25 protein-coding genes are annotated in these 27,000 nt (G+C 42.6%); 13 read left to right on the top strand and 12 right to left on the bottom strand.

Features of this window, described 5'->3' with window-relative positions:
• Positions 1-62: 62 nt before the first annotated feature.
• The 3 genes from RMY32_RS09840 to trmD all read right to left on the bottom strand — a co-directional run bounded on the left by RMY32_RS09840 (position 63) and on the right by trmD (position 3,141).
• A complete protein-coding gene (locus RMY32_RS09840) occupies positions 63-1,844 on the bottom strand; it encodes an ABC transporter substrate-binding protein (protein ID WP_322710927.1) in 1,782 nt (593 codons plus the stop codon).
• Positions 1,845-1,906: 62 nt separating this feature from the next.
• Positions 1,907-2,392 (bottom strand): 2-C-methyl-D-erythritol 2,4-cyclodiphosphate synthase, encoded by a 486-nt coding sequence (ispF, locus tag RMY32_RS09835; RefSeq protein WP_322710926.1) that lies wholly within the window; start codon positions 2,390-2,392, stop codon positions 1,907-1,909.
• A gap of 38 nt (positions 2,393-2,430) precedes the next feature.
• Complete coding sequence (gene trmD, locus RMY32_RS09830; RefSeq protein WP_322710925.1) at positions 2,431-3,141, bottom strand: tRNA (guanosine(37)-N1)-methyltransferase TrmD; 711 nt, start codon at positions 3,139-3,141, stop codon at positions 2,431-2,433.
• Between the two features lie 654 nt (positions 3,142-3,795).
• Here trmD and RMY32_RS09825 point away from each other — a divergent pair.
• Together RMY32_RS09825 and cphA are read left to right on the top strand one after the other, a co-directional pair.
• Positions 3,796-4,659 (top strand): cyanophycinase, encoded by an 864-nt coding sequence (locus RMY32_RS09825; RefSeq protein WP_322669800.1) that lies wholly within the window; start codon positions 3,796-3,798, stop codon positions 4,657-4,659.
• 174 nt (positions 4,660-4,833) lie between these two features.
• Positions 4,834-7,539, top strand: coding sequence for a cyanophycin synthetase (cphA, locus tag RMY32_RS09820; protein WP_322710944.1), 2,706 nt, complete (start codon positions 4,834-4,836; stop codon positions 7,537-7,539).
• Positions 7,540-7,587: 48 nt separating this feature from the next.
• Here the strand turns inward: cphA and tatA are convergent, their stop codons facing one another.
• Together tatA and RMY32_RS09810 are read right to left on the bottom strand one after the other, a co-directional pair.
• Positions 7,588-7,761: a twin-arginine translocase TatA/TatE family subunit gene (gene tatA, locus RMY32_RS09815; protein WP_094348761.1), complete on the bottom strand. Its 174-nt coding sequence runs from the start codon at positions 7,759-7,761 to the stop codon at positions 7,588-7,590.
• A gap of 83 nt (positions 7,762-7,844) precedes the next feature.
• Complete coding sequence (locus RMY32_RS09810) at positions 7,845-9,248, bottom strand: serine/threonine-protein kinase (RefSeq protein WP_322710924.1); 1,404 nt, start codon at positions 9,246-9,248, stop codon at positions 7,845-7,847.
• A gap of 93 nt (positions 9,249-9,341) precedes the next feature.
• Between RMY32_RS09810 and cbiT the strand changes: the two genes are divergently transcribed.
• On the top strand, positions 9,342-9,944 hold the full coding sequence (gene cbiT / locus RMY32_RS09805; protein WP_322686646.1) for a precorrin-6Y C5,15-methyltransferase subunit CbiT: 603 nt from the start codon (positions 9,342-9,344) through the stop codon (positions 9,942-9,944).
• 138 nt (positions 9,945-10,082) lie between these two features.
• Entirely contained in the window at positions 10,083-10,970 is an 888-nt protein-coding gene (locus RMY32_RS09800) for a phosphatidate cytidylyltransferase (RefSeq protein ID WP_322707807.1), read from the top strand.
• A gap of 355 nt (positions 10,971-11,325) precedes the next feature.
• On the opposite strand, the gene RMY32_RS09795 is transcribed toward RMY32_RS09800, so the two are convergent.
• A complete protein-coding gene (locus RMY32_RS09795; protein WP_322710923.1) occupies positions 11,326-12,039 on the bottom strand; it encodes a DUF2993 domain-containing protein in 714 nt (237 codons plus the stop codon).
• Between the two features lie 134 nt (positions 12,040-12,173).
• Between RMY32_RS09795 and RMY32_RS09790 the strand changes: the two genes are divergently transcribed.
• Both RMY32_RS09790 and RMY32_RS09785 read left to right on the top strand, forming a co-directional pair.
• Positions 12,174-12,932 carry a pseudouridine synthase gene (locus RMY32_RS09790; protein WP_322710922.1) on the top strand — a complete coding sequence of 253 codons (759 nt, stop codon included), beginning with the start codon at positions 12,174-12,176 and terminating at the stop codon, positions 12,930-12,932.
• Between the two features lie 29 nt (positions 12,933-12,961).
• Complete coding sequence (locus tag RMY32_RS09785; protein WP_322710921.1) at positions 12,962-13,774, top strand: RodZ family helix-turn-helix domain-containing protein; 813 nt, start codon at positions 12,962-12,964, stop codon at positions 13,772-13,774.
• Positions 13,775-13,947: 173 nt separating this feature from the next.
• On the opposite strand, the gene malQ is transcribed toward RMY32_RS09785, so the two are convergent.
• Complete coding sequence (malQ, locus tag RMY32_RS09780; protein ID WP_322710920.1) at positions 13,948-15,462, bottom strand: 4-alpha-glucanotransferase; 1,515 nt, start codon at positions 15,460-15,462, stop codon at positions 13,948-13,950.
• A 323-nt stretch (positions 15,463-15,785) separates the two neighbouring features.
• Here malQ and RMY32_RS09775 point away from each other — a divergent pair, with 323 nt between their 5' ends.
• Positions 15,786-16,217: an NUDIX hydrolase gene (locus RMY32_RS09775; protein ID WP_322710919.1), complete on the top strand. Its 432-nt coding sequence runs from the start codon at positions 15,786-15,788 to the stop codon at positions 16,215-16,217.
• 128 nt (positions 16,218-16,345) lie between these two features.
• A complete protein-coding gene (locus tag RMY32_RS09770) occupies positions 16,346-17,656 on the top strand; it encodes a Rid family detoxifying hydrolase (RefSeq protein ID WP_322710918.1) in 1,311 nt (436 codons plus the stop codon).
• Positions 17,657-17,687: 31 nt separating this feature from the next.
• On the opposite strand, the gene tumE is transcribed toward RMY32_RS09770, so the two are convergent.
• Complete coding sequence (gene tumE / locus RMY32_RS09765; protein ID WP_322710917.1) at positions 17,688-18,092, bottom strand: toxin TumE; 405 nt, start codon at positions 18,090-18,092, stop codon at positions 17,688-17,690.
• On the bottom strand, positions 18,082-18,312 hold the full coding sequence (tumA, locus tag RMY32_RS09760; RefSeq protein WP_292701384.1) for an antitoxin TumA: 231 nt from the start codon (positions 18,310-18,312) through the stop codon (positions 18,082-18,084). The genes tumE and tumA overlap by 11 nt, the downstream gene beginning before the upstream one ends.
• A 103-nt stretch (positions 18,313-18,415) precedes the next feature.
• On the opposite strand from tumA, the gene RMY32_RS09755 reads away from it, so the two are divergent.
• Together RMY32_RS09755 and RMY32_RS09750 are read left to right on the top strand one after the other, a co-directional pair.
• A complete protein-coding gene (locus RMY32_RS09755) occupies positions 18,416-18,889 on the top strand; it encodes a hypothetical protein (protein WP_174708314.1) in 474 nt (157 codons plus the stop codon).
• 680 nt (positions 18,890-19,569) lie between these two features.
• Positions 19,570-22,416, top strand: a complete 2,847-nt coding sequence (locus RMY32_RS09750) for a pentapeptide repeat-containing protein (protein WP_322710916.1) — start codon at positions 19,570-19,572, stop codon at positions 22,414-22,416.
• A 127-nt stretch (positions 22,417-22,543) separates the two neighbouring features.
• Here the strand turns inward: RMY32_RS09750 and RMY32_RS09745 are convergent, their stop codons facing one another.
• Positions 22,544-22,672 carry a hypothetical protein gene (locus RMY32_RS09745; protein WP_322710915.1) on the bottom strand — a complete coding sequence of 43 codons (129 nt, stop codon included), beginning with the start codon at positions 22,670-22,672 and terminating at the stop codon, positions 22,544-22,546.
• Here RMY32_RS09745 and RMY32_RS09740 point away from each other — a divergent pair.
• Positions 22,666-22,920 carry a hypothetical protein gene (locus RMY32_RS09740; protein WP_322669784.1) on the top strand — a complete coding sequence of 85 codons (255 nt, stop codon included), beginning with the start codon at positions 22,666-22,668 and terminating at the stop codon, positions 22,918-22,920. The genes RMY32_RS09745 and RMY32_RS09740 overlap by 7 nt on opposite strands.
• Positions 22,908-23,321 (top strand): putative toxin-antitoxin system toxin component, PIN family, encoded by a 414-nt coding sequence (locus tag RMY32_RS09735; RefSeq protein ID WP_322710914.1) that lies wholly within the window; start codon positions 22,908-22,910, stop codon positions 23,319-23,321. Before RMY32_RS09740 ends, RMY32_RS09735 begins: the two co-directional genes overlap by 13 nt.
• 55 nt (positions 23,322-23,376) lie before the next feature.
• Here the strand turns inward: RMY32_RS09735 and RMY32_RS09730 are convergent, their stop codons facing one another.
• Positions 23,377-23,622: a toxin-antitoxin system HicB family antitoxin gene (locus RMY32_RS09730; protein ID WP_322710913.1), complete on the bottom strand. Its 246-nt coding sequence runs from the start codon at positions 23,620-23,622 to the stop codon at positions 23,377-23,379.
• A gap of 496 nt (positions 23,623-24,118) precedes the next feature.
• Here RMY32_RS09730 and RMY32_RS09725 point away from each other — a divergent pair, with 496 nt between their 5' ends.
• Positions 24,119-26,092, top strand: coding sequence for an ATP-binding protein (locus RMY32_RS09725; protein ID WP_322710912.1), 1,974 nt, complete (start codon positions 24,119-24,121; stop codon positions 26,090-26,092).
• Between the two features lie 285 nt (positions 26,093-26,377).
• Here the strand turns inward: RMY32_RS09725 and RMY32_RS09720 are convergent, their stop codons facing one another.
• A complete protein-coding gene (locus tag RMY32_RS09720) occupies positions 26,378-26,800 on the bottom strand; it encodes a hypothetical protein (RefSeq protein ID WP_322710911.1) in 423 nt (140 codons plus the stop codon).
• Positions 26,801-27,000 lie beyond the last annotated feature (200 nt).

Genomic DNA, 27,000 nt, shown 5'->3' with positions numbered 1-27,000 from the left:
CAGTTGTCAGTTGTTAGATGCTACTAATTACTAACTAATGACTATTGACTAATGACTAATGACTAATCCGTTACTTTAATTTGTTCGATATTCCAGAATGCGCCACCAAGAGCAGAGAATTTTATTCCTTCAAAACGATTACGCACCGCTGACATTGAATAAGGATTAACCAGGTAAATAAAAGGTAAATTTTCCTGAGTAATCCGCTGTGTTTCGGCATAAATCGCTTTAACTTTAGCTTCGTCTAATTCTCGTGCCGCTTGAATGTAAAGATTCCCTATTTCTGCTTCCCAAGGAGCAATCTCCCAACCCTGAATAGGTTTTTGTCCTGCTTGGGGTTTCTGATTAAACATGTGCAATCCGCCTTCAGGTGCCCAGACGTTAGCACCGTCATTCGGTTCTAATCCACCAGTCAAACCCATCAAAGAAGCTTCCCAATCTAGGGAGTTAGAAATTTTATCAGTAAAAGTATTCCATGCCAACGGAGTGAAATCAACTTGAATACCGATTTTGCTCAAGTCTTGTTTAATCTGCGATCCCATTGCTTCACGGATTTTATTTCCAGCATTGGTAAGCAAAGAGAAACGGACACGATTTCCGCGATCGTCTACTAACTGATTGTTGTTGTACTTAAATCCTGCTTTTAGTAGTAATTCCTTCGCTTTTTGCTGATTATAATCGTAAACTTTTAACCCCTCTTTAAGGGAAAGATAATAGGGGCTTTGTACAGAAATCGGTGAATTTTGTGGCACGCCCAAGCCGCGAAAAGTGTTATTAATCATCGTTTGGCGGTCAATTGCATAAGCTATAGCTTGCCGAAATTGTACATTATTGAACCACCGAGATTTAACTGGATCTACTAGTGGTTTTCCGTCTCTTTTACCTTTGTTAAGATTGAACCAAACAAACGATGTACTCGATGTTGGGCCACCATTATAAATTGTGAAATTACCCTGCTTTTCTTGCACTTTTAGCAAAGAAAAATAATCTGGCGACACTCCTACAGTATCTAACCCGCCAGAACGAAATTGTAGCAAGGAAGTATCTGTTGATTCCACAATTTGCCAAATTACTCGTTCAATATAAGGCTGGGAATTACCTTGAGCATCCTTGCGCCAGTAGTAGGGATTGCGCCGGAAGACCACACGCTGGCTCGTGTCGTAGCGCTCTATTTTGTAAGGGCCGTTGACAATAATTTCGTTCGGAGGAGTATCAACACCCCATTTTGTCAGAAAAATCGGACTCCCATTTTGGTCTTTGGTTTTTACTGATTGTTGCAATATGTGTGCGGGCAAAATTGGCGAACCTGTACTTAGTAGAAAAGGTCTAAAGGGTTCCGGTACGATAAACTCAACCCGACGTTCATCCACTTTTTGCACAGTAGGTAGCTTCCTACTCTCACCAATTCTTAAACCATCTCTCACATCTGTAGGAATTGCTTCGTTAAGGTAAATATCGTTGTAGGTAAACACCACATCATCTACTGTTAGTGGCTGACCATCAGACCATTTCAATCCTTCACGTAGAGTAAAAACAATCTTTAATTTATCATCGGAAATTTGCCAAGATTCCGCTAATGCTGGCTCGATTTTAGCAGTGATTGGATTTTGGGTAATTAATCCCTCGTAAATTAGAGGAAAAACATTGGGAAACTCTTGACTCAAAGGGTAGTTAAAAGTTTTGGGATCGCTGAGAATGCTACTTACCAATTGCGGTACTTGAGCAGCTGGACTTTTAAAGTTAGCTGGGTTGCAGGCAGTAACTGTAAGTGCTATTGCTGAAGTAAAAATTATTGGCAACCATAAATGTTTAATTGCCAAATATATTTTTCTAAAAAAGTTCATAATTACTAATCTATTTCCATCCTAATCAGTCTTGAATATCTTTATTAGAGGCTAAAAGAAAGTTATTCTGAAGCATCTAGTAAGACGACAGCATAAGCACATATCCCTTCTTCACGGCCAACAGGGCCTAATTTTTCATTAGTAGTAGCTTTAATGCCAATTTGATTTGGTTGTAATTCTAAAACTGCTGCTAGTTTGTCGCGCATGTTGTGAATATGCGGTTTTAATTTTGGACGTTCTGCTACTACTACCGAGTCAATATTTCCGATCTGCCAGCCTCGATCGCGAATCAATTGATGTACTTGAGTTAATAGTACTAAACTATCTGCTCCCGCCCATTGGGGATCGCTAGGCGGAAAATAATAACCAATATCCCCCAAGGATAATGCCCCAAGCATGGCATCCATAATCGCGTGCGTTAACACATCAGCATCACTGTGTCCCAATAAACCCAGTTCATGCGGAATTTGAACTCCACCTAAAATCAAAAGGCGATCGCTCACTAGTTGATGAATATCGTAGCCATTACCAATACGAATTTTTGTCATTTGTCATTTGTTATTTGTCATTTGTCATTTGTCAGGAGTTATAAATTATTATTCTCCTCCTGCTCCCCCTGCTGCAATTTCTCTAGGAGATCGGGGCGGCGATCGCGGGTTCTTTGAATTTGTTGTTCGTAACGCCATCGAGCGATCGCGGCGTGATTTCCACTGAGCAGGACATCAGGCACTTTCAAACCGCGAAAATTCGCAGGACGAGTATATTGGGGATAATCCAATAACCCCTCCTCAAAACTTTCTGCTGTCAAAGATTCAGTTTTGGCTACGGTTCCTGGTATTAGCCGCACTACGCCATTAATCAAAGCCATTGCTGGAATTTCTCCACCGGTCAGAATAAAATCGCCCAAAGATACTTCACGAGTTACCAAATGTAGCACTCTCTCATCCACTCCTTCGTAATGCCCGCAAATAACTACTAACTGGTCATAATTTGTCGCCAATTCTTTCAAAAGAGCTTGATTAATTGTTTGACCCTGTGGACTCATCAAAATTACTTCTCTTCGGGGTAGAATCGGCAGCGACTCTACAGCGGTAAAAATAGGTTCTGGCTTCATTAGCATCCCAACGCCGCCGCCATAGGGTTCATCGTCTACCTTTCGGTGTTTATCAGTGGTAAAGTCCCGTGGATTAATCAGATGCACTTCGGCAATCTGTTTGGCTAAGGCTTTACCTAGCAGCCCAGAATTGAGAACAGAGTTAAAACAGTCAGGAAAAAGCGTAACTATATCAAAGCGCACAGTTATTCGTATTCGAGGACACTAATCTTAAATTTGAATGTCTAGCAAACACCAGCAAGCCAAGGTCGGGTTAAACTCCAGTTAAACTTTATCAATAGTATCTAAAACTACCAGACCTCCTGGATTTTAGATGGGATCAAAAGTTTTTCTAATTACTTAATTTATGTTTAAATGTTGTCACAACTACATTTAAATTAATAATCATATCAAGTTAACAACTTCCAGGATGCATCGAGCCAGCCTCAGAAAAAAGCGTAGTCTTAACTGCTTTTCCCCAACTCTAAAGGGGGAATCTAGCTACTCAAAGACTATTTTGCCCTGCTGCAAGTGGACAGATGAAAAACAAGGCGTTGGCCAGAGAGGAATGGGAACAAACACGTTTAGACTGAGGCAATGCGAGCGTGAAGCGAGAATTTGGAGAGTGGCTTTCCCCAGTTCCAAACTTCCAAAAAGTGTCCTCTCAAAAGTTGCAAAGCGCAAAAATTATCAGCAACTGAACCTTGTTGAATTCACACGCCATTCGCCACAAGCCGGGGAACCATGCACGGCAGTCGCTCATGGGGGAAACCCTCTCTGAGCGACTGCCTCTCCTGACGGAGACGCTATGCGAACACCAAGGCGATGGCTCCTGAAGTTGTTGACAGGAGAACCAAAATGCCGCAATTACAAGCTAAATCGCTAGAAATGAGGACACCCCAAGCAACTAAAACCGCCGTTCTGGTTATCGGAGGTGCAGAAGATAAAGTTCATGGGCGCGAAATCCTACGAACTTTTTTTGGACGCGCTGGTGCTAGTAAGGCTTATATTACAATTATTCCATCTGCCTCTCGCGAACCTGCCATCATCGGTGGTCGGTATATTCGCATTTTTGAAGAAATGGGTGCCCAGAAGGTAGAGATTTTAGACATCCGCGAACGAGAACAGTGTGAAGCCTCCCAGATCAAAGCATCCTTAGAAGCCTGTAGTGGGGTATTTTTGACAGGGGGAGACCAGCTACGTCTTTGTGGTGTATTGGCAGATACGCCAGCAATGGAAATTATTCGTCAGCGGGTGAGGGCGGGGCAACTGACGTTAGCAGGCACCAGTGCAGGAGCGGCGGTGATGGGGCATCACATGATTGCTGGCGGCGGGAGTGGAGAAACGCCCAATCGCTCCCTAGTGGATATGGCAACGGGTTTGGGATTTATTCCCGAAGTAATCGTTGACCAACACTTTCACAACCGGAATCGGATGGGGCGACTGATTAGTGCGATCGCAGCTCATCCCGATCGCTTAGGTATTGGCATTGACGAAGATACTTGTGCAGTGTTTGAACGTGATGGTTGGCTACAAGTTATGGGCAAAGGCAGTGTCACCATTGTCGATCCCACCGAACTCACCCATACTAACGAACCCCATGTCGGTGCTAATGAACCTTTAACCGTACATAATTTACGTCTTCATATCCTCAGCTTAGGCGATCGCTTCCACTTGTACCAGCGGACTGTATTGCCTGCTGTACACCGAATCTCCAGCTGACGGGATAGAGTATCTGAGGTTACACTGAGTTGACCGCACATTTATTATTTCTTACCGTAGAAAAATGATAAGAATACCATGTAAAAAGAAAAAACTGTTCATTGTAAACAGTTTAGCGGTCAATTCCAGTAAGAAACTAGAATTTTGGTTCCGAATCTCCATCTACCTATTCCCATGAGAATTCTCAAGATCCAGACATTACGCGGCCCAAACTATTGGAGCATTCGACGCCACAAACTGATCGTCATGCGCCTCGATTTAGAAAACCTTGGCGAGACGCCCTCGAATGAAATCCCTGGCTTTTATGAAGGATTAGTTGAGGCGCTGCCAAGTCTGGAGGGCCACTATTGTTCCCCTGGCTGTCGTGGTGGTTTTCTGATGCGAGTCAAAGAAGGCACTATGATGGGCCATATAGTGGAACACGTAGCCTTAGAACTCCAAGAATTAGCTGGGATGCATGTCGGCTTTGGTCGCACCCGCGAAACTGCCACACCCGGAATTTACCAAGTAGTAATCGAGTACCTGAATGAGGAAGCGGGACGCTACGCTGGACGAGCCGCAGTACGGCTGTGCCAGAGTATCGTCGATCGAGGCCGTTATCCCAAGGCAGAACTAGAGCAAGATATCCAAGACCTGAAAGATTTTTCCCGTGATGCTTCCTTAGGCCCTTCTACGGAAGCGATCGTCAAAGAAGCAGAAAAAAGAGGTATTCCCTGGATGGCGCTAGAAGCCCGCTTTTTGATTCAGCTAGGGTATGGCGTGAACCAGAAGCGGATGCAGGCGACAATGACGGACAACACCAGCATTCTGGGCGTAGAACTAGCTTGCGATAAAGAAGCCACTAAACGTATCCTTGCTGCTGCTGGTGCGCCAGTACCCAGAGGTACAGTAATCAACTTCTTAGACGATTTGGAACAAGCCATTGAATTCGTTGGCGGCTATCCCATCGTCATCAAGCCTTTAGATGGCAATCACGGACGTGGGATCACCATTGATATCAGAAGTTGGGAAGAGGCTGAGGCTGCTTATGAAGCTGCTAGACAGGTTTCTCGGTCAATTATTGTCGAAAGATATTACGTAGGGCGTGACCACAGGGTACTGGTGGTAAATGGCAAAGTAGTAGCAGTAGCCGAACGTGTCCCAGCTCATGTGATTGGCAACGGCAGATCCACCATTGCCGAACTGATTGAAGAAACAAACCTCGATCCAAATCGCGGTGAAGGACATGATAACGTCCTCACCAAAATTGAACTAGACCGCACCAGCTACCAGCTGCTAGAAAGGCAAGGTTACACCCTAAATAGCGTGCCACCCAAAGGCACTATTTCTTATCTCAGGGCAACAGCCAACTTGAGTACAGGTGGTAGTGCCGTCGATCGTACCGATGAAATTCACCCAGAAAATCTGTGGTTGGCACAACGAGTAGTCAAGATCATCGGTTTGGATATCGCCGGACTCGATATCGTCACCACAGATATTAGCCGTCCTCTGCGGGAAGTGGATGGCGTGATTGTCGAAGTTAACGCTGCTCCCGGTTTTCGGATGCACGTTGCCCCAAGTGTAGGTATTCCCCGCAATGTCGCTGGTGCAGTGATGGATATGCTGTTTCCTAACGAGCAATCTAGCCAAATTCCCATTCTCAGCATCACGGGTACTAATGGCAAAACCACCACGACTCGACTACTAGCACATATTTATAAACAAACGGGAAAAGTAGTAGGTTATACTACTACCGACGGAACATACATCGGTGATTACTTAGTAGAAGCTGGCGATAATACAGGCCCTCAAAGTGCCTATCTCATCCTCCAAGATCCTACGGTAGAAGTAGCAGTACTAGAAACAGCCCGCGGTGGCATTCTCCGCTCTGGATTGGGCTTTGAAGCCGCAAATGTAGGAGTAGTATTGAATGTAGCCGCCGACCACTTAGGAATAGGCGATATAGATACCATTGAACAGTTAGCTAACCTCAAAAGTGTAGTGGCAGAAGCTGTATTCCCTGATGGCTATGCGGTACTCAATGCCGACGATCGCCGCGTCGCTGCGATGTCAGAAAAAACTAAAGCTAATATTGCTTACTTCACCATGAACCCCGATTCGGAATTAGTGCGGAAGCATATCCAAAAGGGTGGAGTAGCAGCAGTATATGAAAATGGCTATTTGTCAATTGTTAAAGGTGATTGGACACACCGCATCGAAAGAGCTGAAAATATACCTTTAACAATGGGCGGACGTGCGCCGTTTATGATTGCCAACGCTTTAGCAGCAAGTTTGGCAGCGTTTGTACAAAACGTCACAATTGAGCAGATTCGTGCTGGTTTGAAGACCTTCCGAGCTTCAGTTAGCCAAACACCGGGACGAATGAATCTATTTAATTTGGGCAACTACCATGCTTTAGTAGACTATGCCCACAACGCAGCCAGTTACGAAGCGGTAGGTTCCTTTGTGCGGAACTGGACTACAGGACAACGAATTGGCGTAATTGGTGGACCAGGCGATCGCCGCGACGAAGATTTTGTTACTTTGGGTAAATTAGCAGCGCAAATTTTTGATTACATCATCATCAAAGAAGACGATGATACACGCGGACGCTTACGGGGTTCAGCCGCCCAGTTGATTATTCAAGGCATTACAGAAGTTAAGCCTGATAGCCGCTATGAATCAATTCTGGATGAAACCCAAGCAATCAATAAAGGCTTAGATATGGCTCCTGATAACAGCCTAGTGGTCATTTTGCCAGAAAGCGTTACTCGCGCAATTAAGTTAATTAAGCTGCGTGGTTTAGCCAAGGAAGAGACACACCAACCAAATCCCGGCACAACTATCATCGATTCCCAAAATGGGATCGCGCCTTCTTCTGTGGTGAATACCTTGCTGTAGCCAGGAATCAGGAGAAAGCAGGATGCTGGCTCCTCCTGACTCTTTTAATTACTGTTTTTCTTCTTCCTGATTGGTTTCCTCGCTGGGAGTTTTCATCTCCTCCTTAAAACCTCGCAGGGTTTTGCCCAGTGCAGTTCCGAGTTCAGGAATTTTTTTTGGGCCGAAAATTAGAATAGCGACTATGCTAATTACAGCTATTTCTGGCCATCCCAGTCCAAACATATAATTTCCTCTAAAGCATCTGTAATTAAATATAGACATTGATGGCTCACATCCCATAAGTTCGCCACAAAGCGGCGGCGCAACTAACTTCTAATTGGATTGGTAATTGGCAAACCTAACCAATCGCTTAATTCCTGAGCCAGCCATTCCAGTTCCGCTTCCGATTTAATTGCACCATCACTACCACCAAGTTGATATTTTTTTACTCCTACCCAAATATCCAATTGTGCGGGAACGGCAATTCTCGTACCTTCAGAATCTTTCGTAAAATGTTTGGGAATATAAACTAATTTATTAATACTTTGCCTTGGCGAGGCACGGGGACGATAAAATTTCCAAGCAAACAATTCCCAAGTTAGGGAAATTTGTTCTGGATTCAGGCGTAAGCAGATGCGTCCAAAAAAATGAAAGAAAAATTTATACACCATCATCAAGCCAGCACCCCAAAATGGAAGTGAAAACATCGCAAAGGGGATGTTGACAGGAAAAGGTGCTGAAAGTGCGCCAATTGTCCAAAAGAGAATAAATGAATTCCAGACGATCGCAAACAAACCTGTAAATATTATTGATGGATCAAAACCAGATGGTGGAACGATAATTTCTAGAGAATCTCCATTTTTGGTTAGTTGAATCTTACTCCCATCTGGTTTGCCAACAACCAAAATCGGCAAGTTTGTTGGTTGTGGTTTCTCTAAAGCGGCGAGTGCTTGGTCAGCTGAACTCAAACGCCGTTCTAAATTAGGTTCAATCATCCACTTTAACCACTTGCTAAAGCTGGGACTGAGATTAGCCAGTTGTTCAAACTGAATGCGAAAATCTTTTTGGGGTAAATCGGCTGGGTGAGTACCCGTCACCAAGTAAATTAAAGTTGCGCCTAAACTATAAAGGTCTGATGCTGCAACAGTGCGTCCGCCAAATTGCTCTGGTGGCATATAGCCATAGGTTCCCACCACAGTTCTTGTCCCGGTTTCGCTAGCCAGGACTGTTTGCACTGAGCCAAAATCTACCAAATAAACTTGACCGACACTATTTCCAGAACGCTCCCCCAATAAAATATTGCTAGGCTTAATATCACGATGAATTACAGACGGATGTAGTTCATGTAGGTAAACCAGAATCTCTAAAAGTGCTTTGGCTATCTGTTTGACTTCAGCTTCGGTAAAAGTCCGCCCAGTCTGTAAACATTGCTCTAAGGTTTGTGCAGGAATATAAGTTTGTACTAGAGCAAATCCTTTGATGGTTGGTAAATTTACCTCAAAATAGTTTAAATAGCCAGGAATTGAGGGATGTGCTAGGTTTTTTAAAGTTTCAGCTTCTCGCTCAAACAACTTGAGTGAATCCCACTCAAAGTCACTACTAAAAGAGAGTAATTTAATGACAACTAATTTCTGAGTTTGCAAATCACGAGCTAATAGCGTCCGTCGCCCTGCTTTTTTTCCTAATAGCTGCTGAACTTCGTAGCGATCGCTTAATATTTCACCAATCATTATGTTTTCTTATAATGCTACCGTTGAAAAGTTTTATAGCTGATAGCTTTTCAATTTGGCAAATCGATATCTTTAGTATAATTGCGTAATTCTATGCCCTCCCAACTTTGGCCTTATATTACCCCCGGTATTCCTGATGAATTATTCGAGCATTTGCCAGGAATTCCTCTGAGCCAGCGAGAAGTCCGACTGCTATTGATTGCCCAACTGCGGCTGAAATCAGATTCCGTTTTGTGGGATATTGGTGCAGGGACGGGTACAATTCCGGTAGAGGTGGGGCTATTGTGTCCAAGCGGACAGATTATCGCTATCGAAAGAGATGAAGAAGTAGCTAGTCTGATCAAGCGTAACTGCGATCGCTTTGATGTGAAAAATGTCGAAGTTGTTGAAGGCAGCGCCCCAGAATGTTTACATGACCTCAAAATTACCCCTCATCGCGTTTGTATCGAGGGAGGTCGTCCCATTCAGGAAATACTGCAAGCAGCTTGGCATTATTTGCCGCCATCCGGTCGGGTTGTAGCCACAGCTGCTAATCTAGAAAGTCTGTATGCTATTTCCCAAAGCTTTTCCCTATTAAGGGCTAGAAATATCGAAGTCGTCCAATCTGCGGTTAACCGCCTAGAGACACGTGGCTTTTCTCAAACCTTTACCGCCGTCGATCCCATTTTTATCCTCAGTGGTGAGAAACTGGATTAGGGAATGGGGCATGGGGACTAGGGACTAGGGACTAGGGACTGGGGACTAGGGACTAGGACTAGATGGGAAAAAGTTTTCCAAATACTCAATACCCAATACCCAATACCCAGTACCCAATACCCAGTACCCAATACTTCTATGCCTTGGTCTCGGATTATTAGTGGAATTGTTGCGATCGCTCTTGCTCTTTCTGCAACCCTTTTTGGGGGTTGGTACTTTACCATCATCTTTGCGGTTATCATCTTTTTGGGTCAACAGGAATATTTTAATTTGGTGCGAGCTAGAGGCATCGCTCCTGCCGCTAAAACCACTATGGCTGTCAGCCAAGTATTGCTGGTGATTTGCACCCTTGATGGCAGTTTAGCTGACGCAGTGATGCCAATAGCTGGCACACTTATTTGTTTTTACCTGCTGTTTCAACCCAAATTTGCGACGATCGCTGATGTTTCCGCTTCTATTATGGGGCTATTTTACGTCGGTTATTTACCAAGTTACTGGGTGCGGTTACGAGCAATTGATAGCGCTGCTTTTAGCAATCTCCCTTTGGGAGGTTACTGGCCCACAACCTGGACAGATTTCTGGGAAAAAGCAAATTCCGCTTCTTTAGCACAAGGTTTTACAGCCACATTACTAACTTTTTTGTGTATTTGGGCAGCTGATATCGGTGCGTACACCATTGGCAAATTTTTTGGGAAAACGCGTCTATCTGACATTAGCCCGAAAAAAACTGTTGAAGGCGCTGTCTTTGGTATTACTTCCAGTGTTGCCGTAGCCATAGCAGGAGCCTATTATCTCCACTTGCCCAAATCCCCTTTCACAGGTTTAGCATTGGGTTTGCTGATTGGCATTGCTAGTCTTTTAGGGGATCTTACTGAATCTATGCTCAAACGGGATGCTGGAGTTAAAGATTCTGGGCAATTAATCCCCGGTCATGGTGGTATTTTAGACCGTACCGATAGTTATATTTTCACAGCTCCTTTAGTTTACTATTTTGTGACATTACTTTTGCCACTACTTAGTAAATAGGTGAGTTGGGCATTGGACATTGGGCATTGGGTATGGGGAAAGGGGAAAGGGGAAGGGGTAAGGGGAAAAGGGGAAAGATTAAATTTATTCCTTTTCCCTTTAACCTTTAACCTTTTCCCCTGCTCCCCTGCATCCCTGCTCTTGTTTTGAGAGACGCCACATCATTTAAAATAATGTGAGTTCAACGAACCTCTCCTTCCCAGCCTTCCTCTTTGAAACCCAAAGACAGGAGCAATGAAAAATTCAGCTTTTGCTCCCCTCTCCGTGTCGGAGAGGGGTTGGGGGAGAGGTCAAATAATACTTGTCCAACTCACGTTAAAATAAGGTATTAATATTTTTTAATTTGTGAGATCCGTCAAGGGTTAACGTTAATCCGCCCACGACACACCAGCTTTCCTGGGATCAGCGTTAATTCTTGGATATCTACATCTGAGCCAAGATCGAGATTGTAATCATAATTATTTTTTAATATATTTCCTTGGTCTGGCTTGATTGAGATATCTACCAGTTGCAACTCATGTCCACTAAGTAATTGTAAGCCCAGACAAATCTCTAGAGGCGTTGTTTCACTATTGGTGACTCTCAAACCTCGCAGTATAATTTGGTTGTTCCCAAGGATAATTTCTTGCCACTTGATTGGTGGTGACTGTGAATAATTTGTTGGTAAAACCTTAACCAATAGATCGCTCAATGCAGTCGATAATAAGTCTGATGAGAGAGAAGCATTAAGATCCTTCTCCATTACAATCAAATCGCCAACCACTGGTACTGTCTCTAACAATCGCAGGGGTTTTCCCTTGAGTACGGAGCCAAGATTGATCCGAATATTTTCTGCTATTAATTGAATTTGGGTAATTAGGAGACCTTGATAAACTGCATGAGTAGCAAAAACAGATACCGAAGGAATGCGTCCAGAGAAAAGTTGGCGATCGCTAGCTTTAATCTCCACTTCTAGTTCAGAGATTTGGCTGGTCTGCGATCTCAACCAAAGCTTGACTGCTGTTGTGAGTACTTGCGTAATTATGCGGATTTTATTTCCACTTGTTGTTTGGGGATTTTGCTCTGGCATTTAACCAATTTGTTTAAGAGTATTTGCTCAACAACCGAATCGAAATTAAATAAGCTTTAAATGTAACATTTATGCCTACTCGCTACAAAATGCAAATATCATTTAATTGATAACAATAAATAAGCAATTTCCACATGGAGGTACGGTTACAAAAAATTCTTGCTCAATGGGGTATCGCCTCACGTCGTGAAGCCGAAGAAATGATTAGGCACTCACGCGTGCGGATTAATGGGGTATTGGCACATTTAGGCCAAAAAGTCGATCCCGAAAAAGATGCGATCGCAATTGATGGTAAGCCTGTATCCGAAAAGCAGCGTCCGGCTTTAATATATCTATTGCTGCACAAACCTGCGGGAGTGCTTTCTACTTGCTACGACCCTCATCGCAGACCAACAGTCCTGGATCTACTACCGAAAGAATTACGGGAGGGTTCAGGTATTCACCCAGTTGGCCGTCTAGATGCAGACTCTACAGGAGCATTAATCCTGACTAATGACGGAGAACTGACATTTGGACTAACCCATCCACGTCACAGTATTTCCAAGACATATCATGTTTTGGTCAAAGGACATCCTCCAGAAACGGTACTACAGATGTGGCGTCAAGGTGTGATGTTGGAGGGTAGAAAAACCAGAGCTGCTAAGGTACACCTCATAGAACGTCATACCGAGCAAAGTGTTTTAGAAATAGTGTTGCAGGAGGGAAGAAATCGTCAAATTCGCCGGATAGCTCAACAGTTAGGATACCCAGTAATTAAGCTGCATCGGACTGCGATCGGCCCAATTCAATTACAAACTCTCAAAGAACCCTTTTTGTCAGAGGGTAAATATCGTTCCCTCAAAGATTATGAAATTCGCTTTTTGCAAGATCAAATAACGCAACCTAATTATTGATTCAGTGGAGTTAAGGAGTGTCAGTAGGCATGAAATGGCTAAGAAAGAAGAATAAGCACCAGCCATCACTTTCATTAGAGGAACAACGAGCCGAAAAGTTGGCAGAATTAGGCGCTCAACTTTGGGCATTGCGTCAAGAACAGGGTTTATCTCTAGAGCAAGTGGTTGCATTGACCAGGATTCCCCGACGATTATTGCAGGCGATCGAAGAAGGTAATTTAAACGATCTACCAGAACCAGTCTATATTCAGGGTTTGATCAGACAATTTGCCGATGCACTAGGCTTAAATGGAGTAGAATTTTCTGGCACTTTTCCGGTCAGTTCTGCACAGGTTAGTCCTCTAAGTAGGGGGAAAACTTCACCCCTAGCTCAACTACGTCCGATTCATCTTTACTTTCTTTACATATTGCTAATAGTATGCTCTGTAAATGGGTTATCTCAGTTATTAAATAACGCCTTACTACAAGCAAGTAATAGCCCAAACCAGCAATATCCAAAACAAAAGTCTGTTGTTAAACCAGAAATAGCTCAACTAAAAGAGTCAACACAGGTACAACCTGTCAGCGATACCCTGAGCGGTGTCCAAAAAAGACAGGTTGTACAGGTTGGTGTAACTTTGAAAGCCTCATCTTGGATTCGTGTAGTAGCCGATGGCAAAACCGAGTTTGAGGGTATTCTGCCAGAGGGAACTCACCGAGTTTGGAAAGCCCAAGAGCAACTGACTGTGAAAACTGATAATGCTGGTGGGGTGTTGGTGAGCGTCAATCAAGAGAAAGCTAAGGAAATGGGAGAGCCAGGGAAAGAGGAAGAAGTTAGGATTGCTGCGAAACCTAAATTTTGAAATATGGGGCATAGGGCATTGGGGATTGAAAAGAGACAGGGTAGACAAGGAAGACGGGGAAGAACAGGAAAAGATTTATTCAATAATTCCTCCTTGTCCCCCTTGTCCCCCTTGTCCCCCTTGTCCCCCTTGTCCCTTGCTCCCCTGCTCCCCTGCCCACTCAGCTCCACTCCTCACTGGACTTGCTCTTCCGGGGCGCGTCCATTGAGTTTAGTAAGAGCTTTCAAGCGATCGCGCAATTCGTCTGTTATCGCTCCTGCTTGATAGCGCCACTCCCAGTTCCCCTCAGCAACACTGGGAAAATTCATCCGCGCTTCGTTTCCTAATCCCAAAATATCTTGCAAAGGAATAATCGCTTGGTTGGCTACAGAACTCAAAGCTAGGCGAATCAAATCCCAGTGAATGCCATCAGGGCTGATAGAACCTAAATAAAGCAACAAGTTTTGCTTTTCCTCATCTTCAGCTGTATTGAACCAGCCTATGGTTGTATCATTATCGTGAGTTCCGGTATAAACTACAGCGTTGTGCGGATAATTGAATGGTAAAAATGGATTAGCAGAATCAGCACTAAAGGCAAATTGCAAAATTTTCATCCCCGGAAATTCATACTTGTCTCGCAGCGCTTCTACCCCCGGTGTAATTACTCCTAAATCTTCTGCTAAGACGGGTAGCTTGCCTAACTTTTGCCTAATCACTTCAAAAAAAGCATCTCCAGGCGCTTCCACCCATTTACCATTTATGGCAGTTTGTTCACCTTGCGGCACAGCCCAATAAGCCTCGAAGCCGCGGAAGTGGTCAATGCGAATTATATCTACATAATCCAGCATTGCCTCAAAGCGCTGTACCCACCACTTAAAGTCTTGTTTTTGCAATTCCTCCCAGTTGTAAACCGGGTTGCCCCACAATTGACCGGTGGCGCTAAAGTAATCTGGTGGAACTCCTGCCATTAGGGCAGCAGCTCCTGTCTCTTGATCTAAGCAAAACATGTTAGGATGCGCCCACACGTCGGCACTATCATGAGATACGTAGATGGGGATATCGCCAATAATGTGAATACCGCGCATATTAGCGTAGCTTTTAAGCTCTGACCACTGGCGGAAAAACTCAAATTGCACAAATTTGTAATAATAAATCTCTCCGTTGAGCCGATGCTGTGCTTGCTCCAATGCTTGGGGATCGCGCTTGACAAATTCTGGCTTCCATGAGTGCCAGTTTGCATTCTCATTGGCATCTTTCAGCGCCATAAATAAGGCGTAATTATCTAGCCAATAAGCTTTACTGTCGCAAAAACCTGCAAACTCTTTCTGCTGAATGGGCGTAGCATTGGTTCTAAAGTTGTCACAGGCTTTTTTGAGTAGCTCAATCTTAATCGGCACAACCTGCTCGAAATCTACCTTTTCTACCGGGAATCCTGGTAAATTAGCAAAGTCTTCCTCAGATAGTAAACCTTCTTCTAAGAGCTTTTCTGGGCTGACTAACAGAGGATTTCCTGCCATTGCTGAGTAGCACATATACGGAGAATTGCCGTATCCAGTGGGGCCCAGTGGTAAAACTTGCCAATATTGTTGATGGCTTTCTTTAAGAAAATCAATGAAGTTATAGGCTTCTAAGCCTAAATCCCCAATGCCAAATCGACTGGGAAAGGAGGTAGGATGCAGCAAAATGCCACTGGATCTAGGAAAAGGCATAAGTAACCTGAATTATGAAAGGGAGCAATTGTCTGATGGAAACGCTAGGCGATCGCATCGAATTTATCACGGAACGGTATTTGCAGGGTAAATCAAGTAAACTCATTTTGTTTGTCATTTGTCCTTTGGGAATAACCAATACAACTTTTGGAGAGGCTGTACTTAGACTATGCTCAGTGACTAAGCCAATGACTACGCGGTAGTTGAATCTCGACTTACTTCGACTACGCTCAGTACAAGTCGCTCGATTACCGCGCAGTCGAACTCAGTACAAGTGACTAATGACTAATGACCAATGACCAATGACTAATGAGTAAATCACTATGACTTACCGAAATCCTACACCGACAGTTGATATCATCATTGAACTAGTAGATCGACCTCATCGGCCAATAGTGTTAATCGAAAGACATAATCTACCTTTAGGTTGGGCTATTCCTGGTGGTTTTGTAGATTATGGCGAAGCGGTGGAAGTGGCGGCACGGCGAGAAGCTGAGGAAGAGACAGGTTTACAGGTGGAATTAGTTGAACAATTACTGGTATATTCTGACCCCAATCGCGATCCCCGTCAGCATACGATTAGTATTGTGTTTTTGGCTACAGCTGCGGGGGAACCGGTGGCCGGAGATGATGCTAAGGGTGTAGGCATTTTTGAGTATTGGCGTATGCCTGGTAATTTATGTTTTGACCACGATCGCATTCTGCGCGATTATTGGCGATATCGGCATTATGGGATACGTCCGAGGTTGGGGTAAGAGGGACGAACCGCTTAGACACCAAGGACGCGTTCGCGCAGCGTCTCGAAGAGAAGGAAGACGGGAGAAATACCTGTGACACAAAGTTTTTGTGATTATACTGTGTCAGTGGTATTTAAAGGTGAATTATGGATGCTGAGACACTGTTGGAGAAATACGCCGCAGGAGAACGGAAATTTCACAACGAGAATCTTAGAGGAGTAGACCTCAAATATGCAAATCTGAGTGGAATAGACCTAACAGGTGCAGATTTGACGGGTGTAGATTTAAATGATGCGAACCTGAGTAAAGCATTACTTCAAAATGCAAACTTCACTAGAGCTTCTCTAACAGGTGCAAATTTGAGTGAGTTGGGCGAAAGTTCTAGTTTAAATTTGAGTTGGGCAGACCTAAGTAGTGCTGACTTGAGTGGAGCAAAACTAAGTAGCGCTAACTTTAGTAACGCTAACCTGGATAATGCCAACTTGAGTAAAGCATACTTGAATAGCGCTAACTTTAGTAATGCCAATCTAGATAACGCCAATTTGAGTGATACAACACTCAATTCTGCAAACTTAACTGACGCATCCTTAAATGAAGCAAAAGTCGTTAGAGCTAACCTTACTAGTGCTAATTTAAGTGGAGCTAACTTGTTTGCAGCTGATTTGAGTCAAGCAAACTTAGCTCAAGTGATACTCAAAGGTGCTAATTTGCAGGAAGCCAAAATTCGGGGCGTTAATTTATCTCAAAAGGATTTGTCAGGTATGAATCTGACTCAGGCTGATTTAGGTGCAGCAAATCTCATAGGTGTCAATTTCAGAAAAGCCTGCCTTGAGGGGACAAATTTAGAGAAAGCAGAACTACAAAGAGTAGATTTGATCAACGCGAATCTGAAAGAGGCAAAACTGAAGAAGGTAGATTTAACAGGGGCAAATATATATGGTGTCAACTTTAAAGATGCTGACCTAACTGGTGCGATAATGCCTGATGGAGAAGTCTACAAGCCGATCGCAGCTGAAGCAGAAATCGCTAAACAGGAAACATTGTTAGAGAAAGTAATATCTATGACCCGTAAAGTAATTAATACTGAAAACGCACCCGCACCAGTCGGCCCTTATAATCAAGCGATCGCAGCTTCAGGTCAATTTATATTTATAGCTGGACAAATTGCCATCGATCCCCGCCTTGGTGATGTCGTCTATACTGATGATGTCAAAAAGCAAACTGAGCAGGTATTAGCTAACCTTGAAGCCATTCTCATAGCAGCCGGGGCGACTTTTGAAGATGTGGTGAAAACCACTGTATTTTTGGCTGACATGAATGATTTTGCGGCGGTGAATGCCGTTTATGCTAAATATTTCCCGGAAAATACAGCCCCAGCGCGGGCTTGTGTGCAGGTATCGCGCTTACCTAAAGATGTGTTGGTAGAAATTGATGCGATCGCTGTGATTAGCGGTTAGGAGGAACGCATCAATGAGCAAATTTTAACGGTTACATTTGATTGTTTTGTTTTGACTCTAAAAACTCCATCACTTCTTGTAGCACATCGGCTATATGTGGCTTTTCGCAAGCAATTACGTTATCGAAAAGATGTTTATGGTGCGGGAAGCTAGGCAAGTTGGGAAAGTGTGGTGTACTGTCATAACGAAAAATCAAACTATTTTGCTCGTTTTGAAAGTGATAACGGTAATCGATATATGTAATCTGATTATCTACAATAATAAAGGCTTCACTGATTGCTAGTAAATATTTGAGAGCGAAACGTATTCTAATGCGGAGATTAGCTCTCTCTGTTGTTAAAATTACGGCACTATATTCTTCAACGTATATGTTAGAGCATCTGAGTAAAAGTTGATCGATTTCATTTAAATATGCTTGGATGACTTTACGCGACATCTCTAAGTTTGCTCTTTATATCTTGGTGTAGAGCTAGATAATGTTGGTAGTTTGCTGCCCATTCGACAAACACTTCATCGTCAGAAGTTTCGCCTTGGCTATATTTGGCAAAAAAATCTTCTGAATTCATTTGGTACTTTATTTCATAAGTATTTAACTGTTTGGTAAGGGCAATCAGCGCATCTAATGGAGATGTATATTCAATGATTTGTTTACGCATTGATTTCTGCATTCAGTTTCATCGTTAATTATCTCTCAACAAAGGCGATCGCCTCTATAACTTTGGGAATACTGAAATTAAGTACCATAAAGGAGTATTAAAAATGGCAGAAAATCGTATCAGTGCCAGTTTAGCCCCAGCAGATAAAGAAGCAGTCATGCAGGCGATCGCTACAATTAGAGAAAAGTTACCGTTTTTGGTTGATTTGACCCCCGAAGATCGGCGAACAATGCTGAAGATGGGAGATAAAAGTCGGGCTTTTGTCAGCAAAGCTTTAGAAGTAGCGACACAGAACCCTAACTTTTTGCCTCGTTATTTTGATTTAGAAGAGATGCGCCGGGATTTGGAAATATATGAGGATTTGTATCCAGTGCTGTTGTCTCTAACGCAACTGCAAGAACTGGTGGATGATACCTGTATAACTGCTGCTAGCGAAGCCTATGCAGCAGCATTAGCAGTTTATAGCTATGCCAAAGCTAGCGGTGATGTCGCAGGTTTAGATGCAGTAATTGATGAGATGGGACGCAGGTTTAACCGCCGCTCCAAGAAAAAGCAATCCGAAGTTCCAGTTAGCTAAACCTTGAAACAGGTAATTATACCAGTTGTCAACTTGGTAAAATACACGTCATTTGTAGGGGCATAACAATGTTATGCCCTTTTCGCGTTTTAAATTCAAAGATTTTTGAAACCCGTGCAGGTGGTCACTGAGCTTGCCGAAGTGCAGGTTTTGCCTGTATAGCCGCGATTTGTATAACGCATCTCGTTTATCTAAAATATACTTTGACCTCTCTCTAAACCTCTCCCCTACAAGGGGAGAGGCTTTAAATCTTACTCTCCAACGCTAGTAGGGAAGGGGCTGGGGGTTAGGTCTATATTAGACTCTACCGATAAGCGCTAAGTCGTCAGGGCATTTTTGAGCCTCAGAAGTTCAACGTCGAGCTTCAGAAGGTCAACGTCGAGCTTCAGAAGGTCAACGTCGAGCTTCAGAAGGTCAACGTCGAGCCTCAGAAGGTCAACGTCGAGCCTCAGAAGGTCAACGTCGAGCCTCAGAAGGTCAACGTCGAGCCTCAGAAGGTCAACGTCGAGCCTCAGAAGGTCAACGTCGAGCCTCAGAAGGTCAACATTGAGCCTCAGAAGGTCAATTCATAAAAATATCCAGATAAATTATTAAATTTACTGCTGGTTTTCAGTAAAAATCCGATCAAACCTTGTTGAAATATATTAACTCAGTACATCTACTAGCGTCATACAAGAGTTATGAGCAATACCTCTGGATTTTTAGTTAGCAAACCTATTGCATTATGGAATAAACCCATTAAGGCTGACTTTAAAGAACTATTTAAATCACTAGGGAAAGTTGCGATAGATGGGGCCTTGGGTAAGTGGGAAGAGGTAGCCAAAGGTGCTTTAGATGCTACAGCAGCACTAGGTTTAGGATCGGCACCAGAGGAAGTTGCTTGGTTACTAATTTACCGTTCTTTGGTAGAAGCAATAGTGAGTTTGGTAAAAGGAAATCAAGAGTTACTCTTTGAAAAACCAAACGAAAGCGATCTTGAGCTATTGTGCGATCGCCTCAACGATTCCCTAGAAAGTATAGAATTGCGTATTGACCAAGATTTTTTTAGCCGTCCCAAAGATTTGCCCATTCTGGAAGCGATTAAAGCTGCTTTTGCCGACTGGTTAAAATACTTTAGCGTCAATCAAGCCCAGGCACAGACAATTAGTCATCGTCTTCCTACGTATTTTGTGTATGCCTTACATGAAGAGTGGGCAAAACATCCAGAAAAATATGCTTGTTTAAAAGAAGAACTCGATACCCCCTTTACTCAAGCCAATGAACGGGAACAGTCATGGCAGCGTTATTTAGCTTGGCTACAAAAACAGGTTGAAGAACCAATGCTTTTAGAAGCTTTTGGTTTAAAACAGGTTTATGTTCCTTTACACGCCTACTATAAGCAGAAAGTTGGGGGTGAAAAGTCAGAAGAATTTGAACGCCGCGTCAGAGAAGATGAGAAATATCAGCGCATTGTTCTTGACTTAGAAATTGAACTAGAAGCTTGGTTAGAAAAAGACGATCGCAATGATGCCATTAGAGTGATTAGTGGTGGCCCAGGAAGTGGTAAATCTTCCTTTGCCAAAATCTTTGCAGCTAACCAAGCAGAAAAAGGAAAAATTCCAGTTTTATTTATTCCTTTGCACCATTTTGAACCCTCGGAAGACTTAGTTGAGGCAGTTGGTAAGTTTGTGCGAGACGATGGCTTTCTCAGACATAATCCCCTAGATAAAGATAAGGCTGATTCACGCTTACTGATTATCTTCGATGGTTTAGATGAGCTTGCCATGCAGGGCAAAATTGCTACTGAGATCGCTCAACAATTTGTGCGTGAAGTCCAAAGAAAAGTAGAGCGGTTTAATGTCCGTGAAACTTGCTTACAAGTATTAATCGGCGGTCGAGAATTGGTAGTGCAAGCAAATAGTAGCGACTTTCGCCAACCACAGCAAATATTGCATATCTTGCCTTATTTTGTTAATCAAGATGAGAGAACCAATTACATTGACGATCAAAAGTTGTTGCAGCAAGATCAACGTCAGATTTGGTGGCAAAAATACGGCAATGCTAGCGGACGGGGATATCGTCGCTTACCACAACAGTTAAACCAAGATAACCTTACAGAAATTACTGCCCAACCTTTGCTAAATTACCTAGTAGCATTGAGTTTTGACCAGCAAAATAAATTTCCTACAGACGGCAACCTGAATGCAATTTATGCAAATTTGCTCACAGCAGTATATCAGCGCGGTTGGGCTGGTTATCAACATCCAGCTATTCGTGGAATTGAAGAAAAAGACTTTGTTCGCATCCTCGAAGAAATTGCTTTAGCTTCCTGGCATGGAGATGGACGAACAACAACAGTAAAAGAGATTGAAGCCCATTGTGAACACAGTAGTTTAAAGAGTCTTTTAGATAAGTTTCAGGAAAGTGCAAAATTAGGCGTAACTTGTCTTTTAACTGCCTTTTATTTTCGTGAGAGTGGAGTTAAGGAACAGGAAAAAACTTTTGAAATTACTCACAAAAGTTTTGGTGAATATTTGACAGCAAAACGCATAGTGCGAGAAGTTAGACTCATTCATAAAAAGTTGAAGGATCGCCAGAACGATCCAGATGATGGATGCGATGAACGTGAGGCTTTAAAAAGGTGGGCAATTCTGTGCGGTGCATCCCCTATGGATGAATACCTTTTTAACTTTGTTGCAGATGAAATGTGTTTACAGGATGCATCGGATGTTGGCAATTGGCAGCAGATATTATGCCATCTGATTGGTTTTATGTTGCGTCATGGAATGCCGATGGAACGCTTGAATCCTAGACCTGATTTTCAAGAAGAAAATAGACAAGCACGAAATGCAGAAGAAGCGTTGTTGGCTGTGTTAAATACTTGCGCTAGAGTGACAAAGACAGTTTCAAAGATTCAATGGCATACTCCAGAAGCCTTTGGTATCTGGATTTCTCGCTTGCAAGGGCAAAGAATCAATGGTGATACTGATGTGTTTTGCTTGAATTGCCTTAGTTTTTTGGATTTACAAGATTGCGTTTTAGTTTTTAAAGACTTTTATCAGGCAAATTTTGAAGGAACAAATCTTGTACGAGCGGATCTTGTAGGGGCAAATTTTGCACGGGCGAATCTTGTACAGGCGAATCTTATAGAAGCAAATCTTGTACAGACGAATTTTGCACGGGCGAATCTTGTAAAAGCTAATTTTGTACAGGCGAATCTTGTACAGGCGAATCTTGTATGGGCGAATCTTGTAAAAGCTAATTTTGTACAGGCGAATCTTGTAGAAGCTAATTTTGAAGGAGCGAATCTTGTACAGGCGAATCTTGTACAGGCGAATCTTGTAAAAGCTAATTTTGAAGGAGCGAATCTTGTAGAGGCAAATTTTGAAGGAGCGAATCTTGTAGAGGCGAATTTTGAAGGAGCGAATTTTGAAGGAGCGAATTTTGAAAGGGCGAATCTTGAATGGCCAACACTAAAACAGACAAATTTTGAGGGTAAAAATTTAGCAGACTTGAATGAGGGTTCAGGTTCAGACTCCGATGAGTAATTTACAAACATTAAGAATTTGTAGAGTCCATTACATTATTAATGTATCATTCTAGATACTTTTGGTGCGTTACACTGCTGCTAACGCACCGTACCAAACCAGCGCTCAACTCAATTGCACAAAAATATTAAGCGATCGCTACTACTACTTTGTCTTGCTCATGACAAATCGTAGGCGATCGCAAGTCAAATCTCTTGATACGCTGAAATAAGAATTGAGAAAAACTAATCCAGTTTTCCGGTAACAACCATGCCAAAGCTGACACTGAGCGATGAACAAGTAATTGAATTAGTCAAGCAGCTACCTCCAGAAAGTAAACGAGTAGTATTATTAGCCCTAGCACAGGAAAGTGAGCAAGAGCGAAATTCTCGTATGGAGTATGCCCAAACCCAATTACGGAACTTGTGTGCTGAACGTGGTTTAGATTGGGATAGTATGTCAGAAGATCAACGTGAGTCATTTATAGATGACTTAGTGCATGAGGACAGAGAGTGCGACCAATAGTAGTGTTTGATACAAATGTTTTGTTATCTGCTATTGGCTGGAAAGGTAGTCCTTATCACTGTATTGATTTGGCACGCCAAGGCCGGGTAAAAGGTTTAATTTGTCCAGAAATACTTGATGAACTAACCGAAAAGTTAGAACAGAAGTTGAAATTTACGCCTATTCAAGTAATTGAGACAATAGCTGATTTGCTTACTTTTCTACGATTAATCACAATTGCCAACACTTTAAATTTTCTCACTACTGACCCAAACGATAACATGGTACTAGAATGCGCCGTTGTTGGGAATGCAACTCATATTGTCACGGGCGACAAGCGGCATTTGTTACCTCTGGGCAGTTATCAAGGTATTGCAATTGTTAGTGCCAAAGATTTTCTGACGTTGGTTATACCTGAATAATCAAATGAACTTAACACTGAGGTTGAGGACTCTACACATCCCCTGCATTGTATTGTTAGCCTGTGGGTAAGCGATCGTAAGATTCCGGTTCAATATCTGGTACTTTCGCTAAAACTGCGTCGTATTTTTCTCGACTGCCTCGCTTTGCTAACTCCCCTAGATAAATTTCAGTTGTGAGTGCAGCGATTTTCTCCGCAACTGCTATCGCCACAAACTGATCGATAGAAATGCTGTCTTGTTTGGCAAGTTCCTGCAAACTTTTGTACAAAGAGTCAGGAAGGTGGATGCTCAGGTTGCTCATGACATGCTCTCGCTAAACCCAAATGCATACAAATATTAAGCGATGCCTGCGGCGGGCTACGCCTACGCTACTACTACATTGCCTTGCTCATGACAAAGCGTAGGCGATCGCTTTGTTATGCATAACAATGTTATGCCGTTTTTGCATTTTGTTTCCAAAGATTCTTGAAACCCGCGCAGGCGGTCACTGAGCTTGCCGAAGTGCGGGTTTTGTCTGTATAGCCGCGATTTCTAATCGCCAAGGTATTTTTGACCCTCAGAAGGTCAACGTCGAGCCTCAGAAGGTCAAAGTTGAGCTTCAGAAGGTCAACATTGAGCCTCAGAAGGTCAACGTCGAGCCTCAGAAGGTCAAAGTTGAGCCTCAGAAGGTCAAAGTTGAGCCTCAGAAGGTCAACGCATAAAAACTATCTCGAAAAAGTTGAGTAAATTCCGAAATACATTTTGTATATTTGGTAGTTCTGTTTATAGACATTAACGCCTCAAAATTAAATCTTGTTATGAATACCCAAGACAAGCCCAAGAGTTTACAAGATATTGTTAAGCAACGTCAACAATCAAATTTTGTCGGTCGTGAAGACCAAATAAACCGATTTCGCCAAAATTTAGCATTACCAGTAGAAGATAATCGCCATTGTTTTCTGTTTAACGTTTCTGGTCAAGGCGGAGTTGGTAAAACTACTTTGCTGCGGCAGTTTCGGAAAATTGCTGACGAAGCAAAAATGATTTCGGCTTACATCGATGAAGTTGAAAAAACTATACCAGAGGTCATGGGTCGTATAGCTGAGGAGTTAGAACAGCAAGGTTACAAACTAACGCAGTTTAGCGATCGCTACAAAGTTTACTGCCAAAAGTGCCAAGAATTAGAAACAGATCCAGAAGCTCCTCAAGGTTTTTCCGCTTTTGTTGGGAAAACTATGGTAAAAACTGGTGTGCATCTGGCGCGTCGAGTTCCCGTTGGCGGTGCTGTATTTGACTTTGTAGATGAGGATGCTTTGGCTACCCAAGCCGGAGAATGGGCATCTTATGTTGCAAAGAAAATCACAAATAAAGATGAGGTACATTTAGTTAAAGAACCTAAAGAAGTTCTGACCCCGCTATTTTTGCAAGATATTTCTAAAATTGCTGATAAAACTCCTGTTGTCCTGTTTTTCGATACCTCAGAACGCACCGGAGAATTCCTAGAAAACTGGCTACGGGAAATTTTTGAGAACCAGCACGGTAAAGTATCTGCCAATATATTAATGATCGTTGCCAGTCGGCAAGAATTAGATAAAAATGACTGGGCATCCTACGAAGGATTAATAGTTCGTTTGCCTCTAGAACCGTTTACAGAAGAAGAAGCCAAACAATATCTAACTCACAAAGGCATTACAGACAGTCGCATTGTTGAAGTGATTTTAAACGTTTCTGGAAACTTACCCCTGCTAATGGAAATGTTAGCAGACGCTCATCCCAATCACCCCAACCAAATAATTGAGCCTAGCAACAGTGCTGTAAAAAACTTTTTAAAATGGATTGACGATCCCAAACGGCGACAAGTGGTGCTTGATGCTGCCATTCCTCGGTGCTTGAACCGGGATGTTATAGCCAAGTTAAGAACAGAAGAAGAAGCTGATGAGCTATTTTCTTGGTTGAAAGAAACATCTTTTATCAACGAACGTAGCAACGGCTGGGTTTATCATGATGTCGTCAAAACCCAAATGTTATGCCACAAACGCCTTTCATCACCGCAAGGTTGGGCTGACATACATGGTAAGTTGGCACAATATTATGACAGCCTGCGGAACGATTTGCAATTGGATGAAGACAACAAACAGCGCGATCCTAGCTGGCAAAGTCACACATTAAATGTTTTGTACCATAAATTATGTCAGTCACCGCAAAGGAATTTACTACTAGCTCTGAATGAATTTCTTGCTCTCCTCAAAAATCAACCTACTTTTGCCCAACAATATGCAAAAACAATGCTTCAAGCTGGTAAAGATGGGGATTCTGCTGAAGTTAAGTACTGGGGTAAGCAATTAGCAAATGGGTTAAAAGCTTATGAGGAAAAACGCTATGAAGATGCTAGATATAATCGTGCTTTAGTCTACTTAGCCCTTAACCAACCACGCAAAGCACAAAGTATCTTAGTACCTGCTATCAAGCTGGCTACAGAGCATTGCAAAAAAGATGCTAAAGACTGGCGTAATACTTTTAATTTAGCCCTTTACTATTTAGCTGCTCAATACACTCAACAAGCAGACCATTTATATCGCTATGCCTTATCAAAAGGTGCTTCCTCAGAATCTATTGGTAAAGCTATCCAAGACCTAAATGACTTTTTAACTGTCTTCCCTTGCCATCTGCAAGCTACATCTATCCGACAGTTGTTGCAGTCTTCTCTAACTAAATCATGTAATTCTCAACCTACCCTTGAGCAAACCCACAAGTCCCAACAAGAAACTGCTAATCAATTTCCTCTCTCATAATGCAAGTCTACTCAAATAGACTTGCACTATGAGCCTGAGATTTCAACCTCTGACACAGAAACGGGTAAGCGCAATATCTCAGCTAACTTGCATTCGGGAGACTGGCGGCTGAACGCAATTACATAAAAATATGAAGCGATTTTTCTTTCTTATGAGAAAGTGTGGCGATCGCTCAATGTAATTCTGTATTAAATGAGAAACTACGCATTGCTTGCTTCACATTAAGAAACATAATCCAAAATTTAAAATTCAGAATGATATCAGCCAGCTAAAAACGGGATTTGTCTAAATCCACTCAAATCCCTTTGTGGCTAAAAATTCTTTAGCTGGTTCCAAAATATCTTTGCTTAAAATCAGTTTGACTTTTGGAGAACCAAGATATAAGCGAAAACGCTCAATAAATAGTTGGTTAGCAGGTTCAATCTTGCTAATGGCACTCCAGGGAATCAACAACGGCGTAAGTCCAAAGCTAAACAACGGGAAAATACTCAAATAAATCCCTTGAGAATTTGTACCAACATTTAAAGTTCCTTTGTAATACACTAAACCCACAGAACCACTTTGCATTCGGGAGAAGTTTTGTGGCGGTGCTTCTTGGGTGCTGTAGAGTTTAGCGAGGCGATTCCAGTCATGACGGAATACAAAAATCATGACTATCGTAGAAAATGTCCAAAAAACGATGTATATCCACTGCGGGGTGTGTGGCATTTGTTTTTAAGTCATTGATGATTGACGCTTCCACAAGCGATGTCTAACAACAAGCCTCAGTGCGTCTACGTACTCATCAATCAATCACATTCCCTTGAATCTTTTTAAATTATCGAACCATCCCAATTAAAAATTGCTTAATAAAAATCCTTTTCATTCAAAAAACTGGCCTTAATTAAGGCCAGTTTTTTGATTTTATT

Source organism: Nostoc sp. ChiSLP03a (genome assembly GCF_034531215.2).
GTDB lineage: Bacteria > Cyanobacteriota > Cyanobacteriia > Cyanobacteriales > Nostocaceae > Nostoc.
This window is presented reverse-complemented; position numbering and strand designations above follow the sequence as displayed.